18 protein-coding genes and 1 tRNA gene are annotated in these 19078 nt (G+C 33.2%); 8 read left to right on the forward strand and 11 right to left on the reverse strand.

The window, feature by feature from the left end; genetic code table 11:
- Positions 1 to 31: 31 nt before the first annotated feature.
- The 7 genes from ACSV4D_RS01170 to ACSV4D_RS01200 all read right to left on the reverse strand — a co-directional run bounded on the left by ACSV4D_RS01170 (position 32) and on the right by ACSV4D_RS01200 (position 8081).
- The gene (locus ACSV4D_RS01170; protein WP_439226833.1) at positions 32 to 1288 is read right to left on the reverse strand and encodes a DUF5103 domain-containing protein; all 1257 of its coding nucleotides are present in this window, start codon (positions 1286 to 1288) and stop codon (positions 32 to 34) included.
- Between the two features lie 76 nt (positions 1289 to 1364).
- On the reverse strand, positions 1365 to 2129 hold the full coding sequence (locus ACSV4D_RS01175; protein WP_439226834.1) for a class I SAM-dependent methyltransferase: 765 nt from the start codon (positions 2127 to 2129) through the stop codon (positions 1365 to 1367).
- Positions 2129 to 2947 (reverse strand): type I methionyl aminopeptidase, encoded by an 819-nt coding sequence (gene map, locus ACSV4D_RS01180; RefSeq protein WP_408080997.1) that lies wholly within the window; start codon positions 2945 to 2947, stop codon positions 2129 to 2131. Before map ends, ACSV4D_RS01175 begins: the two co-directional genes overlap by 1 nt.
- A gap of 44 nt (positions 2948 to 2991) precedes the next feature.
- On the reverse strand, positions 2992 to 4383 hold the full coding sequence (locus tag ACSV4D_RS01185) for a TolC family protein (protein WP_408080998.1): 1392 nt from the start codon (positions 4381 to 4383) through the stop codon (positions 2992 to 2994).
- A complete protein-coding gene (locus ACSV4D_RS01190; RefSeq protein WP_439226835.1) occupies positions 4383 to 5729 on the reverse strand; it encodes an HlyD family secretion protein in 1347 nt (448 codons plus the stop codon). Before ACSV4D_RS01190 ends, ACSV4D_RS01185 begins: the two co-directional genes overlap by 1 nt.
- A 4-nt stretch (positions 5730 to 5733) precedes the next feature.
- The gene (locus tag ACSV4D_RS01195) at positions 5734 to 7392 is read right to left on the reverse strand and encodes a peptidase domain-containing ABC transporter (RefSeq protein WP_408081000.1); all 1659 of its coding nucleotides are present in this window, start codon (positions 7390 to 7392) and stop codon (positions 5734 to 5736) included.
- An 8-nt stretch (positions 7393 to 7400) separates the two neighbouring features.
- Positions 7401 to 8081, reverse strand: coding sequence for a TetR/AcrR family transcriptional regulator (locus tag ACSV4D_RS01200; protein WP_408081001.1), 681 nt, complete (start codon positions 8079 to 8081; stop codon positions 7401 to 7403).
- 213 nt (positions 8082 to 8294) lie between these two features.
- On the opposite strand from ACSV4D_RS01200, the gene ACSV4D_RS01205 reads away from it, so the two are divergent.
- Complete coding sequence (locus tag ACSV4D_RS01205; RefSeq protein ID WP_439226836.1) at positions 8295 to 9521, forward strand: DUF445 domain-containing protein; 1227 nt, start codon at positions 8295 to 8297, stop codon at positions 9519 to 9521.
- Between the two features lie 56 nt (positions 9522 to 9577).
- On the opposite strand, the gene gpmI is transcribed toward ACSV4D_RS01205, so the two are convergent.
- Positions 9578 to 11101, reverse strand: coding sequence for a 2,3-bisphosphoglycerate-independent phosphoglycerate mutase (gene gpmI, locus ACSV4D_RS01210; protein WP_408081003.1), 1524 nt, complete (start codon positions 11099 to 11101; stop codon positions 9578 to 9580).
- Positions 11102 to 11242: 141 nt separating this feature from the next.
- On the reverse strand, positions 11243 to 13639 hold the full coding sequence (locus ACSV4D_RS01215; RefSeq protein WP_439226837.1) for a DUF5916 domain-containing protein: 2397 nt from the start codon (positions 13637 to 13639) through the stop codon (positions 11243 to 11245).
- 299 nt (positions 13640 to 13938) lie between these two features.
- On the opposite strand from ACSV4D_RS01215, the gene ACSV4D_RS01220 reads away from it, so the two are divergent.
- A complete protein-coding gene (locus ACSV4D_RS01220) occupies positions 13939 to 14553 on the forward strand; it encodes a murein L,D-transpeptidase catalytic domain family protein (protein WP_439226838.1) in 615 nt (204 codons plus the stop codon).
- A 164-nt stretch (positions 14554 to 14717) separates the two neighbouring features.
- A tRNA-Gly gene (locus tag ACSV4D_RS01225) sits at positions 14718 to 14790 on the forward strand.
- Between the two features lie 34 nt (positions 14791 to 14824).
- Here ACSV4D_RS01225 and pepE read toward each other — a convergent pair.
- The gene (gene pepE / locus ACSV4D_RS01230; protein WP_408081006.1) at positions 14825 to 15532 is read right to left on the reverse strand and encodes a dipeptidase PepE; all 708 of its coding nucleotides are present in this window, start codon (positions 15530 to 15532) and stop codon (positions 14825 to 14827) included.
- 132 nt (positions 15533 to 15664) lie between these two features.
- On the opposite strand from pepE, the gene ACSV4D_RS01235 reads away from it, so the two are divergent.
- The 5 genes from ACSV4D_RS01235 to ACSV4D_RS01255 all read left to right on the forward strand — a co-directional run bounded on the left by ACSV4D_RS01235 (position 15665) and on the right by ACSV4D_RS01255 (position 18349).
- The gene (locus tag ACSV4D_RS01235) at positions 15665 to 15877 is read left to right on the forward strand and encodes a hypothetical protein (RefSeq protein ID WP_439226839.1); all 213 of its coding nucleotides are present in this window, start codon (positions 15665 to 15667) and stop codon (positions 15875 to 15877) included.
- Positions 15878 to 15880: 3 nt separating this feature from the next.
- Positions 15881 to 16606: a hypothetical protein gene (locus ACSV4D_RS01240; protein WP_439226840.1), complete on the forward strand. Its 726-nt coding sequence runs from the start codon at positions 15881 to 15883 to the stop codon at positions 16604 to 16606.
- Positions 16596 to 17345, forward strand: a complete 750-nt coding sequence (locus ACSV4D_RS01245) for a hypothetical protein (RefSeq protein WP_408081009.1) — start codon at positions 16596 to 16598, stop codon at positions 17343 to 17345. Before ACSV4D_RS01240 ends, ACSV4D_RS01245 begins: the two co-directional genes overlap by 11 nt.
- 114 nt (positions 17346 to 17459) lie before the next feature.
- On the forward strand, positions 17460 to 17786 hold the full coding sequence (locus ACSV4D_RS01250) for a Sec-independent protein translocase subunit TatA/TatB (RefSeq protein ID WP_408081010.1): 327 nt from the start codon (positions 17460 to 17462) through the stop codon (positions 17784 to 17786).
- Positions 17786 to 18349, forward strand: coding sequence for a phosphatase PAP2 family protein (locus ACSV4D_RS01255; RefSeq protein ID WP_408081011.1), 564 nt, complete (start codon positions 17786 to 17788; stop codon positions 18347 to 18349). The genes ACSV4D_RS01250 and ACSV4D_RS01255 overlap by 1 nt, the downstream gene beginning before the upstream one ends.
- A 69-nt stretch (positions 18350 to 18418) precedes the next feature.
- On the opposite strand, the gene ACSV4D_RS01260 is transcribed toward ACSV4D_RS01255, so the two are convergent.
- A complete protein-coding gene (locus tag ACSV4D_RS01260) occupies positions 18419 to 19060 on the reverse strand; it encodes an O-methyltransferase (protein WP_408081012.1) in 642 nt (213 codons plus the stop codon).
- Positions 19061 to 19078 lie beyond the last annotated feature (18 nt).

The raw sequence follows: 19078 nt of genomic DNA on the forward strand, positions 1-19078 counted from the left end.
CATTTCGTATTCCTCATTTTTAAAACTTTTTTTAATTAATGATGTTCAGGGAGTTAGCAGTACCCTTGCCGATGATTCTGTCATACCGCCCGGTATTCTCTTTGTAGTATACTAAAACAGTGTATTCATTCTCTGTTTGATAGAAATTTCCGTCTATCGCATTTTCATTATCAATGCCACCTTTATTGTCTGCAATTACATAATTATAGTTTGTAAACCCTTGTTTAATCAGAATTGCTTTTTCATAAATTCCCTTTTTCTCATTATAATCCATCTTATTTTCTGGCGATAAACTATAGTTATTAAACATTCCGCTCACATAAATTCCTTTGTCCAGTCTGTATGCAGGTGCTGAAAGACTAAAATAAACCCAGGCATAATCAGCTTCAATATCATTGTTTGTTGCGTTTGTGTTTTTTATCATAAAATTTCCATTGATATCCTGGAATAAGGTATAAGGGGAATTTCTTCGGGCATTATTAGTATAAAGTAAGCAATTGTAAATATCAGTACTGGCATCTACCCGGGCCACATTATTGTTAGCTACTCTAATATCTTTATTTTCAAAATATAAGAATTCGTTTCCTGCCCAAAACTGGGTTTCAATATCATATTTGTATATTAAATCATTTCCAATAGTATATTGTGGTTTGATGTTTTTTATTTCGGTATTGAAATTTCCATTTTGAATTAAAACTACGTTTATATTTTTCAGAGGATTTTGAAAAGTAAGATTTTGTGATTTTATGGCAAAATCTAAATTGTGCTTGTATTCGACAACACTAATGTTTCGTGCTCTTTTTATTTGTAAAGGGACTGATGCAATATCTTCATAAAGCCTGAATTTTCTGGAAAAAACAACTTCTTTGTCATCATTTAGAATTTTAAGAATATAATTTCCGCTTAAACGCAATTGTTGTGTAAACTGATTAGGGATGCTTAAACTGTAATGTGAATAAAGTTGTAAGGTATTAAAAGAATTGGAATAATTTTGAATTCTTTGGTTGTCAAAGCCCCGTAAGTATTCGTTTTTAGGAATGTTGGAAGGAATCCAATTGTAGTCACAATGAATGATTTCATAATAATAGTTAGCTTCATTACCAAAAAGATCATCAAATTGAAATTCGAATGAACTGCCTAATTCAAAAACCGGAACTACATTCTCATTGTTCTTTACAAAAGTAACGGTTTTAATATTATATGGCGGAGTCATTTCTTTTTGAACCTGAGCCGTAGCTAAAGTAAAAAGGAAAATAAAAAAAGTTCCTAAAATAAAAGATTTAGACATAATTTTAATTGCTATGGTGTAAATATAACAAATTAAGCCATAATTTATTATCTAAGCGGAGTAGTCTTTTATAGTTTTATTTGAAACAAACAGGTATTATTTCTCCTTTAGCCAGACAATATTTTTCTACTAATTCAGAACTGATTTTGCTGGTATAATCTTCTTCAATAACATTAAAACCAATACTTCTCAATTTGTCAAAATAATCCCTGCCATAAATGCGTACATGATCGTATTGACCAAAAATTTTAGCACGTTCTTTTTGATCGGTAATTGAGTCGTCAGCAAATGTAACTTCACGATTTAAATCTTGCGGGATTTGTAAAATAGCCATTCCGCCTGGTTTTAAAACCCGATACAATTCCTGCATGGCTTTAGTATCATCAGGAATATGTTCCAAAACATGATTGCAAAGGATTACATCATATTGATTGTCTTCAAATGGTAGATTGCAAATGTCAGCTTTTACATCTGCCAGAGGTGAAAATAAATCAGTTGTAGTATAATCCAGGTTTTTCTGGTTTCGAAATCGTTTATAAAAAGCCTGTTCCGGTGCAAAGTGGAGTACTTTTTTAGGAGCTGTAAAAAAATCAGTTTGTTCATTCAGATACAACCAAAGCAAACGATGTCTTTCCAGTGAAAGTGTGCTCGGTGAAAGAACATTATTGCGTTGTTCTTCATAACCGTAAGGCAACATCGATTTGAAACTTTTCCCGTCAATAGGATCTGTAAAATTATTTCCTTTTAACGAATAAGCAATAACAGGACGGGCCACATAACTCAGGCGAATTAATAATGGACGGGGAATGGTATTAAGGACGAGTTTGAAAAGTTTTTTCATTATAATACCAATGGGATTTTTCTAAACTCATCTTCTTCATTGCTTTCAATTCCTAAAGCTTTATAAATATATGCAAAAGTAGAAAGCAATTCCGGTTTTCCATCTATCAAAGCGACGTCATGTTCAAAATGAGCCGAAGGTTTTCCATCGGCAGTAAGAATTGTCCAGCCGTCTTTTAGTTGTTTGATATTACGTGTTCCCTGATTAATCATCGGTTCCAGTGCAACTACCATTCCTTCTACAAAAAGTTTTCCGCGTCCTTTTTTACCATAATTCGGCATTTCCGGATCTTCGTGCATTTTTTGTCCAAGACCGTGGCCTACTAATTCACGAACTACTCCGTAGCCGTGGCCTTCAGTGTATTTCTGGATTGCATTTCCCACATCTTCAACACGGTTTCCGGCTTTAAACTCACGGATTCCCACATACAGGGACTCCTTAGTTACCTGCAATAATTTTTTAGTTTCCGGAGCTACTTCACCCACTTCAAAAGTGTAGGCATGATCACCGTGAAAACCATTTTTATAGGCACCACAATCAATAGAAATAATATCACCGCTTACCAGAGGAGTATTGTTAGGAATTCCGTGTACTACCTGAGCATTTGGACTCATGCAAAGCGAGTTTGGAAAACCATACAACCCCAGAAAACTAGGCACAGCTCCGTGGTCACGAATGAATTCTTCAGCCAGTTTGTCAAGATGCAGAGTAGTTACCCCTTCTTTTACTTCAGAAGCCAGCATTCCTAATGTTTTTGATACGATTAAGGCACTTTCGCGCATTAATTCTATTTCTTCACGTGATTTTACTATAATCATAATTTCGGATTTTCAGTCGGCAAAAGTACAATTTTAAAAATTATTTAATCCGGATTCGCCATAATTTTAAAAAGTTCGGAATTTGAAATATAAAACCGGTTGGATAAACTTATCTGAGCCAGTTTAGCACTAACCAGATTGTTTTCGCGGGTGTTGATTAAAAACAAGGAACTTTCTCCAAAAGTAAATAACCGTTCCTCTGAATCCAGCATGGTTTTATTATCCTGAGCTAATCTTTTGATAATTTCCAATTGTCTGTTAAGCGATTGAATTTCTGTTTTTTGTGCCTGAATTTTATTTGAAAGTTGTTGTCTTTCCACATCTATAATATATTCAGCTTCCTGAATTTTATATTTGGTTAATTTTAATTTACCGCGTTCTTTTCTTAAAAATAGAGGAAAAGAAAAATCAACACCTACTTTGTAATTTTCTCTGTCAAAATCTTTAAGATAATTAGCATCAGACAGATAAGAATAGCCTAAATTGATTTTAGGCAGTAAATCATTAGCATTTAATTTGCGCTCTATATTTAAAATGTCAATTTTACTTTGTAGGGCATTGATTTTTGGATGATTATCTAATGTATTTGACTCTGTAAGTAAACTGTTGGTTTTTAGAGTTTCCTGAATTGTACTTTCCAGTTGCGTTTCAGGGATTAATTCATCTGAAATTTCCATAGGAACAGCATTATCCAGCCACAGATAATTGGATAATTCCAGTTTAGCTTTAGCCAGTTTCAGATTGGAATCTTCCAGACTTAAAAGCCTGTTTTTAACGGTAATTCCCGCTTCAATACTATCAATTGCAGGTTTGTCTCCCTGTTCAATTAAGGCCTGAATTCCTTTATACCTTGATTTTGCGTTCTGAATATAATTTTGATATAATTGTACTTCTTCATAGTTTTTTTTCCAGTTAAAATAAGCTAATGAAGCATCATATAACACAGCAATGGCCTGTAGTTTGACCTCTGCCTCGCTTAATCTTATTTGAGTCTTTGCCTTACTTAAGTCAGCCATTCTTTTGTTAATCCACAAACCTTGTCCCACAGGAATACTTATTCCCAGAGAAGCTAATCCATCTACAGGAGTTGTATGTTCCGGATTTAAATAATAACCTTCGTTGTTTTCAAATCCCGCTTTGATTTCAATTCCATACCAAGTTGGAATTTTAAAACTGCTGTTCAGAAGGGAGTAATATTCTTTGTCTTTAAACTGTTTTTTAGCATAATCTACCTCGATTTTTGGATCAAAAGCTCCTCTTGCCATCATCAAGTCGGCTTGCGCTTTGTTGAGTGTCAGCCGGGCATTTTTGACCAGAGGATGGTATTTTTTTACATACCCCAGAAATTCATTATAACTCAGTTCTTTAGGAACTGAGTCCTGTGCAATAAGCGATGTTAAAGGGAAAAATACGAATATGTAGAAAAGTTTTTTCATTATTTCTTTTCTTTGTTTGTTGGTGTTTCTTGTTTATAATAATTAGGCGGGAATCCATTTAAAATTCGCCAGATTTCGAACCAGATAGGAACTGTATCTAATAAAGCCAGCGTTTGAGCGCCAGAGCCAATACTTAATTCTTTAGGCCATTTGGCTTCTTCTTTGTCAGGAGCAATCAGGACTCTGTATTTTCCGTTAGGACTGATGAAATTTTCTATGGCCACAATTGTTCCTCCAAAAGTACCATAAGAAATATCAGGCCATCCGGTAAAGACAATAGTCGGCCATCCATCAAACCAAACCCGCACTTTTTCACCTTTATGAATTAAAGGCAAATCTATAGGGTCTACATACGTTTCAACAGCAATTTCATAAGCGGCAGGCATAATGGTTGCTATAGCAGTTCCTTCTTTAACAGTTTCGCCTATTCCTGATTGTAACGCTCTGTTGATATAACCACTTTGAGCTGCCCGGATATAATACATTTTGTTACGGATGCTGTAATTAGCATGTTGGTTTTCCAATTTGTTTACCTGAGCTTTTGCATCATATTGATTACTCAAAGCAGTAAATTTATCACTTTGAGATTTAGAAACCTTCTCAGAATATTCTGCTTTGATTCTGCTTATTTCAACTTTTGCATTAATTAAATCATTTTTACTGGTTAATAGTTTATTTTCCTGATTAATGATTTTAGCTTCTGTTTCCTGAAGTTTCAGTTTTTTTTCTTCTACATCAGTCAAGGGTTTTAATCCTTCACTATTTAGTTTTATAGCACGATTGAATTGTGTTGTAGCAATCTTAAGTTGGGTGTGTGCTGCAACTAAATCAATACTGTCACTTTTAATTTTAAGATGAGCCTGTTTAATTTTATTGTGTGCCTGCTCCAGTTTCAGATTTTTTTCAGCTTCAATTGCTGTTAACTGATTCTCTAAGCTGACTACTTTAGATTCATAAGAGTTAACAGCACTTTTTTTAGCTTCTACCTGGTTTTTAGTGTTTTGAACTAAATTAGGATCCATGTAATCTTCTTTTATCTCTGAGATAAATAAGATTGTATCTCCTTTTCGAACAAAATCTCCTTCTTGCACATACCATTTTTCAATACGTCCGGAAATAACGCTTTGTATAGATTGCGGGCGTTGATTGGGTTTTAAGGTTGTTACCGCACCAGATCCCGAAATGTTTTGGGTCCAGGGTAAAAATAACGTTGCAATTCCAATTATCGAAATACCAACGATAATCTTATTCAGAATTTTATAATGCACTTTGCTTTCAAGCGTTCTAACCGTTTTAAACTGCGCTAAGGATTGTTTAGGCTTGTTGTTATTTGAAATATTCAGCATTTTTTTATTTTTTTAAGTCTGCCATTATTTTACCGTCTTCCATTGTAATGATGCGATTGCTCTTTGTTTTCCAATAGGGGTTTTTAGAAGAAACAATTATTGTCCAGTTATGCTCTTTTGCGGTTAAAAAATCAATAATTTCATTTGCAACATTTTCATCCATAGTATCAGTTGGATCTTCATAAAAAAGGATTTTAGGCTTGTTGATGATACTTCTGGCTAATAAAATCTTTTGTACATTAGACGAGGTCAGTTGTCTCGCTTCAGGAAAAATAATGGTTTCCAGTCCTTCCGGCAATGATTTAATCAAACTATTAAGTTGTAATCCAGAAATAGCCCATTTTAAATTTTCCTGACTTACAGATTTGTTGTTAAAGGTAATGTTATCTAAAATACTTCCTTCAAAAGGGGTTTCTCCATAAATGATGGATCCTATTTGTGAACGATATTGTTTGAGGTTGATTTTCTTAAATGTATCATCGTTTATGTAAAAAGAACCGGCACTATGTTGCAACAATCCGGATAACACACGAATTAATGTGGTTTTTCCCGAGCCGTTTTTTCCGTCCAGAAATATGCGTTCACCCTGATCAATTTTTAAATTAATCATGCTCAGGGTTTTTTGTTTTGAATCCGGAAATCTAAACATCAGATTTTCAGTTTCTAAACTGATATTAGTATAACAGTTGTCAAACGTATCGGTTGTTTCTTCTTCAAGCTCCATATCGGCAACCTGACCTATTTTTTCGACAGCAGTTAATACATCATAGAAAGTTTCTAATCCCAGAATGATTTTTTCTACAGAATTTATCACTAATAAAATAATGATTTCGGCAGCAACAAACTGGCCAATATTCATTTGTTGAGATAGTACTAAATAACCTCCAACAGATAATAAAGTTGCTGTAATCAAAACTTTAAAGCCAATTAACTGGATAAATTGTTTTTTAATAACATCAAAATGTTTTTCACGGTAGTCAATATAATGAGAAACAATAGAATCATTTTTTTGTAGCGCATAGTTGTAATTCAGGTCATTTCTGAAACTAAAATTATTACGGGCAATTTCCTGTAACCAGCCTGCAACTTTATATTTGAACTTTGATTCTTTCAAGCTTGTTTCCATTCCTGATTTATAAGAAAATTTAAATATAAAATACAATAAAAAGAACAACAGGATTCCAAAAATAATGAAAAACGGATGGTATAAAGATAAGAGGATAAGACCAAAAGCGATTTGCAGTAAAGCAGCAGAAAAGTCAATTAACAATTTAGAAGTTCCTTTCTGAATGGTTAATGTATCAAAAAATCGATTGGCAATTTCCGGCGGATAAGAATTGTAAAGTGCTTCAAATTTTATTTTAGGTAATCTGCTTGCAAATTCAAACGATGCCCGGATAAATATTTTCTGTTGTAGATTTTCAGTAATACGAAGTTGCATTAAGGATAAAATCCCTACAAGCGCGACCCCAATAATTACTATAATGATTAAAACTATCCAGGAAACACTGGCATGCCCCGATTGTATAAAATTAATAATTGCCTGAATACCTAAAGGCAAAGACAAACTGATTAATCCGGCAAAGATGGCATAGAAAAAAATCTGTGCTACATCTTTTTTATCCAATTGAAGTAAATTGTAAAATCGTTTTAATGGTGTCATAATAGGAATTATATTTTATTTTTTAATATTCGGTTTGCCAGATCAAAGTAAAATGAAGTTACACTTGTTGATTCATTACAGTCTGTTATAGTGTTTAAATGATCATTCAGAAAATGCTGGTGTAAGCTTCCTTCTACTATTGTTGATGCCAGACTTTTTGGGTAAGGATAATCAGGATTAGCTTCCTGAATAATGCTGGCTAACTGATTGATTATTTTTTTATAAACAAAAAAATAGCCGTCTTTATTTTCTTCATCGACATCTTTAGTATAAAGTGTTTTATTGAATTCAGCTATGATAATTTTATTTAAAACAGATTCGTTAATATGTTTGGTACTATCGTCATCTTCAATTTTTTCTGTTATTACGGTGATAGCTTTAGCTAATTTTTCATCTGGGTTCCGGATGTTGTTGGTAGCAAAGATAAGTTTGTATTCCATCCATCCCCAATACCATGCAGATAAATAAATAGCCAGTTTGTGTTTGTTTTCAAAATAACGGTAAACAGAACTTTCATTAGACCTGATTCTTTCTCCAAGTTTTTTAAAAGTAAAGTGTTCTAATCCAATTTCATCAATCAATAAGATGCTGTTTTGGATTATTTTCTTTCCCAACTCGGAAGTTTCAGGGTCTTTAAGGTATAGTTTTTCGTTAACTATTATTTTGAAATTATCCAACAGATTATTCATTGACAATTTTTTTTATACAAATTTAATAGTGTTACTTTTAATTTTGGGATTTTAACATTTAATTATATCAAAAAGCAGCTAATTCTAATGTTATTCTAATGTTGGAAAAATTTCATAGCGTTTTTGTAACTCAATGATTGATAATTTGATTTGAAAAAGAAAAGTGTCTGGAAAGAAATTAGTAAATTAGAGATTGTAAAAAATTAAAATAGAATGGATAACAATCATATTAAGAAAGAAGATTTAATTAAAATGAAGAGTGTTGCTCTTTGTGTTCTGGGGTCAGCTGTGATTTGTTTTTTCTTAGGATTTTATTATAAAATAGGCTGGTTAAAAGCTTTTAGTGAAGCAGCAATGGTGGGCGGAATTGCCGACTGGTTTGCTGTTGTGGCTTTGTTTAAACACCCTTTAGGAATTCCGATTCCGCATACTGCTTTAATACCTGATAATAAAGATGCTATAGGGCGGAACTTGGGGACTTTTGTTTCAGACGAATTTTTAATTAAGGAAAAACTCGAAGTTAAACTGGACGAATTTGATTTTGCAGCAAAAGCAACTAATTGGTTGAAAGAGGAGAAAAACGCTGCCATTATTTCCTCATTAGTCGTAGAGAATGTGATTCCCGGAGTTTTAAAAACAATAGATGATACAAATGTAAAAGAGTTCATTCAGCAACAATTTCACATTAAATTGAAGCAATTGAATTTTGGTGAGTGGATTGCAATAGGTTTGGAATCTTTGTCAAAAGATGATAAACAAGCCCAATTGATAACCAATGTACTTAGTATTCTGTCAGCGGAATTAGAAGCAAACAGAATGGAAATCCGGGAAAAAGTTAAAAATGCTACGCCCTGGTATACGCTGGGTGTTGCTGATAAAAAAATTGCCGATGGCGTTTTTAACGGACTTTATGAATTTCTCGATATGGCAAAACAACCGGAGAGTTCTATTCGGAAAAAAATTAATTTGTACGTGCTTAATTTTATTGAAGAGTTAAAAAAATCTCCAGAAATGCAGCAAAAAATCACTACTGTAATTCTTGAATTTACGCAGAAGGATGAAGTTCAGGAATACATTGGTTCGATTTGGCAGGAATTAAAAAATGCTGTTCTTACTGATTTAGAGAAAGGAGAGGGTTCTGAAATTAAATTAAATTTAACCAGAATGATTCGGAATTTTGGTTCGAATATTCAAAATGATGTAGTGATGACTACTAAGATTAATAACTTTATAAAGATTGATTTGTTGAGTGTTTTGATTCGAAATAAAAAAGCCATTGGGGATTTAATTGCAACTTCTGTACAAAGCTGGGATAAAAAAGAAATAGCTGATAAATTAGAGTTAGAGGTTGGAAAAGACCTTCAGTTTATCCGGATAAACGGAACCGTTGTAGGTGGGATTGTAGGTCTTATAATTTATTTTGCGGAGCAATTACTATAACAAAAAAGCTGTTTCAGATTTTTGAAACAGCTTTTTTTTGAATTATTTTACTGAAATTATTTCACCAATAAAGAATGACTGGACATAACAGCAGGTTGTACTACTTTCATTAAGTCTAAAATGGTTGGTGCAATATCACCTAATACTCCGTCATGAACCTTAATTTGGTCATTATCAACTAATATAAAAGGGACAGGATTAGTTGTGTGTGCTGTATTAGGACTTCCGTCAGGATTAATCATGGTTTCACAGTTACCGTGGTCAGCAATTACAAGAGTAGAATATCCATTTGCAAGGGCAGTAGTGATAACTTTTTCAACACATTTATCTACAGCTTCACAGGCTTGAATTGCTGCTTCCATTATTCCGGTATGTCCTACCATGTCTCCATTGGCAAAATTAAGACATACAAAATCTACCTCTCCTTTCTCCAGTTCAGGACAAAGTGCATCGGCTAATTCATAAGCACTCATTTCCGGTTTCAAATCATAAGTGGCAACTTTAGGTGAATTTCTAAGGATGCGGGATTCCCCTATAAAAGGAGTTTCTCTTCCTCCGGAGAAAAAGAAAGTTACGTGTGGATATTTTTCTGTCTCAGCAATACGAATTTGTTTTTTACCCGCTTTTTCTAAAACCTCTCCTAATGTTTCCGTGATATTATCTTTATTGTAAACTACTTTGACATTTTGATACGTTTCATCATAATTGGTTAATGTAACATAGTACAAATTCAATTTATGCATGTTTTGTTCGTGGAAATCCTGTTGCGACAGCGCTTCAGTCAATTCGCGGCCTCTGTCTGTTCTGAAATTAAAGAATATCACCACGTCATCTTCCTGAATGGTTGCTAACGCCTGATCTTTTTCGTTAACAATAACAACAGGTTTGATAAATTCATCAGTTATATCGTTTTGGTAGCTTGCCGAAATTGCAGCTACAGGGTCAATTGCTCTTGCACCTTCACCATTTACAACCAGATCATAGGCAAGTTTTACTCTTTCCCAGCGTTTATCACGATCCATTGCATAATAACGACCAATCACTGAGGCAATTTTTACAGGTGTATCAGCAATATAATTTTCTAAATCCTGAATATATTGTTTTCCTGATTTAGGATCAACGTCTCTTCCGTCAGTAAAAGCGTGAACATACACCTGATTTAATCCGTAATCCTGACTGGCGTCTATTAATCCACGTAAGTGAGAAGTATGTGAGTGAACACCTCCATCGGAAACTAATCCTAAGAAATGAACTTTTTTATTGTTATCTTTTGCGTATTGAAAAGCATCTTTTAATACCTGTTCCTGAGCCAGAGTTTTATTGGCTACGGCCAAATTAATTTTAGCTAAATCCTGATAAACAATCCTTCCGGCACCAAGATTCATGTGTCCTACCTCGCTGTTTCCCATTTGTCCTTCCGGTAAACCTACATGTAAACCATCAGTTCTAAGTTGTGCGCTGGGATATTTTTTATAAAGATTGTTTATAAAAGGAACATTTGCATTATCAATTGCAGATACTTTAGGGTCAGGTGATTTTCCCCAACCATCTAAAATCATTAAGATTACTTTTTTGCTCATTAGTTTTTAATTTTCAACAAAGATAAATTTTTTCTAAAATCTTCTCTACGAATTAAACGACTATTATCTGTTTATAAATTATGCAACGATAAAAATGAAGATTTTGTTGTGAAACGCTTTCTTTGTTGAAATAAATGTATGCTAGAATTTGTTTTTTATACTATTGTAATCCAAAAAGTAACGCAGGCTTACTGAAAAAATATTTGTCATATTAGCATTAAAAATGGTTTTAATGTTTCTGTTTAAATTTCTTTCCACGGTATTTGTTTCTTCCTGCGCATAGTTCCTGTACAATACCGTCAACTGACTTCCAGGAGCAAACCACCAGGAATAAGATAAATCGATGTTCCAAGAATTAAAATTCCTGTTTTTATTACTGTCAAAGCCATTATTTGGTGCTAAATAACCGTTTTTTTGTAAACTGAAGAACTCTTTATTGTCAGAATAAGACCAGTAATAGCGCGCAATGAGGTTGATAGTCATTTTGTTGTTGATGGAATACTTTCCGGCAAAATCATTTTGAAGTGTTTCTGTATTTCTTCTGGCCAGAATAATATTTGAATCATCTGTAGCTACCCAGCCAATATCATTATCTTCATGATTGTAGTCTAAATGATAAGATAAAGAGAATTTGTCGTTAAAACGGTATTTGGGTCCGGCATAAATTCCATAAGTAAACCTTCCTTTTTCATAATATTTTGTTCCTGATAAGGTAACATCAATCGTTAAATTATTGTTTCTGTTAGATTCTACACCCATATAACTGTAGATTCTTTTGGGTATGTAGACGTAGCTGCCTGTATGCCTGGCTTCATAGAAATCAAAATTCTCAAATGGAGTTATAAAAACGGCAGTTTCAAAATAATGATTGTTTAATGTTGTGGTTTTGACTAATGTTTTGTACCAGAATTCCTGTAGTTTTCCTGTAGTATTTTGTATCTCTGCATTGACTTCCTGTTCAATAGCAAAGGTGTTAAAAAATCGGGTTGGGTTTAGTATTCTGTAACTCGCATTGGCGTAAGCGTTATGATAATTAGTGTAAAAAATAATTCCTAAGTCATTTACATCATAATCTTCAGAAATGTATTTTCCGGTTAGAATGTACCTGTATTTGCCGCTTGTCTTTGCAAATGTAAGATAGGTTTTAAAACCGTTGTAATCCTGAATGTCATTAATAGTACTGTATTTGAAATCTCCTGAAAGATTATAAGAGTTTGCTTTTGTGTTTAAATCGAATATTAATCCGGTAACATTTCCATCTCTGAAACTGCCGTTTCTGGAAGTATTTGTATTAATAAGTGAAATAGAGGAATTTTTCCTGAACCGCTGATCGAATACTAAGATGTTGTAATTTGTCAGTGGCTCAATCACTTCTTTTCTGGACTTGTTAGTAGCTGTGTTTTTTATTGTTGCAAATGTTTTTTCGGTGACGGCATTTAAAAAACCAATTCCCAAACCATTTTTAGTTCTTCCGGATATTTTAACAGCATTTATTAAATCTACACTGGCAGGATAATTAGTTATTTCTTCATTTTCATTTAAAAATGGATTTTGTGTTGGACTTCCGCCAATTCTTCGGGAATAAAACAGATTTCCTATATTGAATAAGTTAGTTCCTTCGGTAAAAAAAGGCCTGTTTTCATTGAGTTGTTGTTCGAATGGTTCTAGATTCAGGATTGCATTATCAAATTTAGTTTGTCCAAAATCCGGAACCAGAATGGCGTCTAAAGTAAAAGCATCATTAATTCCGTATTTTATATCCAGTCCCGCTTTAAAGGTTTTGTCATTATTCGTGTTGTCTTTCTGGTAATAAGCAGATGTGTAAGGAATCAGAAAAAGGCGGGTGGGCGGATGTATGTTTTCAATTCCTTCCACTTCTCCCGATTGTGTCAGGACGGCACTAATTTTAGTATTAATGTGATTCCAGGTAAATTTCTGGTTTCTTCGCTTAATTTCCCGCATGAAATTAATGCCCCATTTTTGTTTTTTGTTTTTTGGAAAGCGTATAGCGGCATACGGAATTTTCATTTCCACTGTCCAGCCCGAAGGGGTTATTTTTACATTACTTTGCCAAATAGCATCCCAGCTAAAATCCTCATTGCTTTCGGTAGCCAGGCAGTCCATTTGCGTTCCGGAAGCACTTACATAAAATCGATAATCCTGTTGTCCGTCATTAAAACCATTAATGTAAACTGCAAAATGATCAGCTACACCAAAAACATCTCTTTCTGTTAGTTCCCGTTGAATTTTATCCGCTTCATTGTCATTTAAAATAGCTGAAATATAGATAGCTTCATTGTCATACAGAATTTTTACCTCTGTTTTTTTTTCTTTTTCGATAGGCTTTCCGTTATCCGGAAAAAACATAATAAATTGTGAGGCTGTTTCAGTATTGTTTTCCCAGTCCTGCTCGTCAGGTTTTCCGTCTATTGCAATGCTCCCTTCTTTGGATTTTGCTAAAATGGTTTTCTTTTGAGCATAAATACTAAGGTTTAGCAGCGTGAAAAAGCAATATGTTAATAAACGGAAAGGCTTCATGCATGGATAAGATGTAAGGCAAAAGTAATAAAATAAGGTTAAATTAACAATTCTTTAACAGCTGGTTTTGTGCTTAAATAGCTACTAATAAGTTAAAATCCTCTTATAGTGACTGTTTTGGTTTTTTTTTAGAGTTAATTTTTTTTACTTTTGGCGTCAATTTATTCCGTATAATTAAATAATAATCAATGATTTACAAGAAGCTTACAATCTCTTTTATTTTTGTTTTTTTATTAATGTCTACAAATGTGTTTTTTTCCAGATCAAACACAAATTCCAAAATTTTAAAAACTAATGTATTGAAGGTCAATACAGAATTGTCAAATGTTGAGGAAATCTATAGTGACTTAAATTCTGCGAATTTTAGCTTGCCTAATTTAGAAAGCTTTAAAGAAGCTTTAGTAGGGTTTAATAAGCTAAAAGATCAGGGAAAAGTTACTAAGAATATAATTACGCTGATTGATTTTAGCCTGTCGGCAAATACTAAAAGACTATGGGTGATTGATTTAGATACCCGTACGATTTTGTTACATTCTCTTGTTGCCCACGGCAGAAATACAGGTCAGGAGTATGCCAGTAGTTTTTCTAACGCAGCAGAATCTTATAAAAGCAGTTTAGGTTTTTATCTCACTGCTGAAGTATATAACGGTAAACATGGTAAATCCTTAAGGTTAGACGGAATTGAGAAAGGTATAAACGACAATGCTAGAAACCGTGCGGTTGTGGTTCACGGAGCTAATTATGTTTCGAATTCTTTTATTCAAAACAATAAAAGGTTGGGAAGAAGTCTTGGATGCCCGGCTGTACCGGTAGAAGTTACTAATAAGTTGATAGAGACTATTCAAAATAAAACCTGTTTGTTTATTTACTATCCGTCAAAATCGTATAAGCAGTTATCGCGTTTGGTGTCTTAAATAATGATAATGGTTTTGCCCGGAATATAAAAACTAAAAAAAAGTACTGAGGTAACAATTTAGTTTTAAAAATGTTAGGGTTTAAATGAGTTTTTAAATAAAAATTATGCTCAAAAAATTTGTTTTAAACTTAACTTATTCTTTATATTTGCAGCATAATTAATGCGAAAGTAGCTCAGTTGGTAGAGCTCCAGCCTTCCAAGCTGGTTGTCGCGAGTTCGAGCCTCGTCTTTCGCTCTTTAAAACCGAAACCTTAAAAGTTTCGGTTTTTTTATTGGATAAAACTCAATTCTGATTCTGCTGCAATATCAATTGGTGTTTTGTTTTTTTGGAATAATTTTGCCGATAAATCTCCTTTTAAAACTATTTTATTGTTCTTTATTTCAAGCCAGCTTCCTTCTTTTAATCCTAAAACGGGAAAATTGTTAAACTGATGGAATTCATTGATTCTGGTTTCCCGGGATTCTCCCATGTGTTTTGATTGTGTATCAGCTTCCAGGAAATGCACATTCAAATTAAACGGAATCAGACCTAAGGTCTGAAAACTTGGAGGATAGACGATGGGCATATCATTAGTAGTCTGCATTGTTAAACCGCTAATATTACTTCCGGCACTGGTGCCTAAATAAGGGATTCCTTTTTGCAGAGTTTCCTTCAGCGGAATCATGATTTTATTTTTGTACAATTCGCTGACCAGTAAAAAGGTATTGCCTCCTCCGGTAAAAATGCCTTCAGCATTTTGAATGGCTTCCACTGGGTTTTCATATTCATGAATTCCGCGTATCAGGAGGTTGATTTTGGCGAAAGCCAAAGCTGTCTTTTCGGTATATTTTTCATATGAAATACCGCTGGGCCTTGCATAGGGAATAAAAAGTATTGTTTTACAATTTTTAAAATGATGTTTTAATTCAGGAAGAAGATATTCCAGATAATCACTTCCGTGCAAGGTAGAAGTGCTTGCTAAAAGCAGGTTTTTCATTGTTTTTTTTAGATAAAGATATAAAACAGGCTTCGTTATTGTTTTATTTATTAACAAATATTTACCAGCTTTTAGTATCAAATTGGGATAGGTCTGGTTTATTTTTACCCTTGCGGGTTTTAGAAAAATGAAATGGAAGTGGAGAAGAAGGAGCCTTATATGGCAGTGTTAGAAAAAATGCTTGATAGAGTTCATTTTATTAATACTTTGCATTTACCTTTGGATTATAAAAAGACTTTGAATATTGTATGGTGGAGAATGAGAAATTTGCAAAATATTAGAGTAGAAAATATAACAGCAATTGAATTATTAGGAGAGTTAGCTGAAAATACAAACAGATTTTAGCCTGTGAAAGCGAATAATACTTACTTTTTATTTTTACTTTTTTTCTGTCAGATAGTTTTTTGTCAAAACTCTGACAGGGAAGAAATTCACGGAATTGTCCAGGTCGATTCTGCTGCGGTTGAGCGTGTAAATATTGTAAATAAAACAACTCAGAAAGCAACTTCCAGCGATAAAAACGGAAATTTTACTCTTTTTCTAAAAGAAGGCGATCTCATTGTATTTTCTGCAGTAAATCTTGTAACTTTACAAAAAGTGATTGTTAAGTCTGATTTAGAAAAGACGATTTTACTCGTACAGTTGCAAACAGAAAGGATACCACTAACAGAAGTTGTCATTAAAGAAGAATCTAAAATTACTGCCGAAAGTCTGGGTATTATCCCCTCTGATCAAAAAAAATATACTGTTGCCGAAAGAAGATTGTATACGGCCAGATCGGGTTTGTTAGACCGGCCGTTAAACTGGATCTCCGGAAGAACTGCTCAATTGAAAAAGGAATTAGCGGTATCCGAAAAAGAACAATTAATGGCAAAATTGGAGTATCTTTTTGAAGAAAATTTTTATATTGAGACTTTAAAAATTAAGAGAGATTATATAAGGGATTTTCAGTTGTATTGTATTGAAAATAATGATTTTGTCTCAGCGTTAAAATCTAAAAACAAAACTCTGTCAAAGTTTTATATTCTAACTTTGGCTCAAAATTATAACAAAATAATTGTGTATGAAAACTAAAGTAAGCGCCTTGTTTTTTCTTCTTTTAGCTCAGATTTCTTTTAGTCAGACTGACAGAAAACCATTAGAAGGTCAAGTTCGTAATGAGTTAGTTCCTGTGGAAAATGTTATTGTTTTCAATGCTAATTCAAATACAGGAGTATTGGTTAATCAATATGGTTCTTTTACAATTCAGGCAAAGGTTAATGATACTTTGGTTTTTTCTAGTTTAGCATTTAAATCTAAAAAGATTGTACTTACCGAGAAAGAATTTATTATTCCAAGGCTTATAGTACAGCTGGATGTTTTTACAAATGAATTAGCAGAAGTACTTATCCGTGCTAAAAAAGAATTAAATCCTTTAGGAGGGAATTCTCAAAAATATGTAGACATGAAGTTTTTTGATGATGAGAAATCTTCTCCGAAAAATAAAACAATGCCACCTGTAGGAGGAATTGAAAACGGAATGGATTTTGTCAGGATTTATAAAGATGTTGTTGGGGTTTTAAGAAAAGAAAATCCCAAGAAAAATGATTTTTATAAAGACACCAGTTTCTCTGAATTTGCTTTGCAAAAATTAAATTATTCTTTTTTTTCTAATACATTGCATCTAAAAGATGATGAGATCAAACTGTTTTTGATTTATTGCGAAAATGATTCTAAATCCCGTGAATTGATGCAGCCTGGAGAGGAGTTTAAGCTGATGGACTTTTTTATAAATAAAAATAAAGAATATAAGCGAATTACACATTCCAACTAATTGTTTTTGAAATAGGATAATTGAAAAAGCATTGCTGAGTTATTAGCTTTTTTATGAAAAAATTAGAAGAAGCTTTTTTTGAAATTTGGTATATTTGCGCTAAAATTATAGAATATGTTTGGTATAGGAGGAGGAGAATTAGTCTTTATCATGTTTATAGTCCTGTTGCTTTTTGGTTCTGATAAAATACCGGAAGTTGCAAGAACTATGGGAAAAGCTATGGCGCAGTTAAAGAATGCTACTAATGATATCAAGAGTGAAATTCAAAAAGGAGCAGAAGAAAATGGTTTAGATTCTAAATCATTAACTGAAATGACTGGTGGTTTTAATTCTCAGATAAATAAAGTTAAAGACGACCTGTTAGGAGATTCAGTTGCTCAGGCAGCTAAAATGAAAGAAGATATTGAAGATATCGCAGGTCCGGTAAAACGTAGTCGATAATGCTGGAACAACTTCTCTCCTTAGATGTTAAGCTATTTGTTTATTTAAACGGATTAGGTTCTGAATCTTATGACGGGCTATGGCTTTTTATAACCAAACAGTTTAACTGGATTCCGTTTTTCTTGTTCTTGTTTTATCTTATCTATAAAAAAATAGGTGTTAAGCAAACTCTTTGTGTTGTTTTATTTATTGCTGTACTTATTTTAATCACTGACCAGTTTACAAACCTTGTAAAGTACACTTTCCAGCGATTACGACCATGTAATAATCCTGAAATTCTTTCGGTAATCCGGGTTGTAAAAAGTTCCAAGTCATTTAGTTTTTTCTCCGGACATGCTTCAAATACGATGGCAGCTGCTATGTTTATATACCATTTACTTAAGCAGTATTTTAAATACACCTACTTGCTGTTTTTATGGCCTTTGGTTTTTGCTTACAGTCGTATTTATTTAGGATTGCATTATCCTCTGGATATTTTATGTGGTTATGTTTTTGGAGCGATGACAGGATTATTTGTTTTTAAAATTTATCAGTTTACACAAATAAAATATTTCCCGCTTTAGTAGGATAGAAACGATAAAGAAAAAGCGCAGATTCTAAAAAAATCTGCGCTTTTTCTTTAGATAATAAAATTAAAGTACTCTGCTGACGGTTAATCCGTCACGTATGGGAAGTAAAACGGTTTCAACTCTTGGATCTTCCTTTAATAATCGGTTGTATTCTAATAAGACTTTTGTGCTAATATCTTTTGGATTTAAAGGTTCTAAAACTTTTCCGCTCCAGAGTACATTGTCTGATAATATGATTCCGCCTTTATTCATTTTTGGAATTATTAATTCAAAATAATTCAGATAATTTTCCTTATCTGCGTCAATAAAAACCAAATCAAATTTTAAATCAAGTGTTGGAATGATGTCAATAGCTTCACCAAGATGCTGCACAATTTGTTTTCCCCAGAGAGATTTATCAAAATGTTTTCTTTGAAAATCTACTAACTCTTCTTTGATGTCAATCGTATGAAGTTGACCGTTTTCCTGCATTCCTTCACATAAACACAATGCCGAATACCCGGTGTAGGTGCCTATTTCAAGAATATTTACAGGACGGATTAGTTTAGACAACATGCTCAGAACACGTCCTTGAAAATGACCGCTTAGCATTCGGGGTAAAAGAATTTTTTGATAGGTTTCTTTATTTAATGCTGCTAATAATTCGGGTTCTTTTTCAGAATGCTGTTCGATGTAGTCTTCTAATTCGGGGGAGATGAAATGCATTTTTGATTTTTTTTCAAT

The sequence above is a fragment of the Flavobacterium sp. ARAG 55.4 genome, assembly GCF_051846875.1.
GTDB lineage: Bacteria > Bacteroidota > Bacteroidia > Flavobacteriales > Flavobacteriaceae > Flavobacterium > Flavobacterium plantiphilum.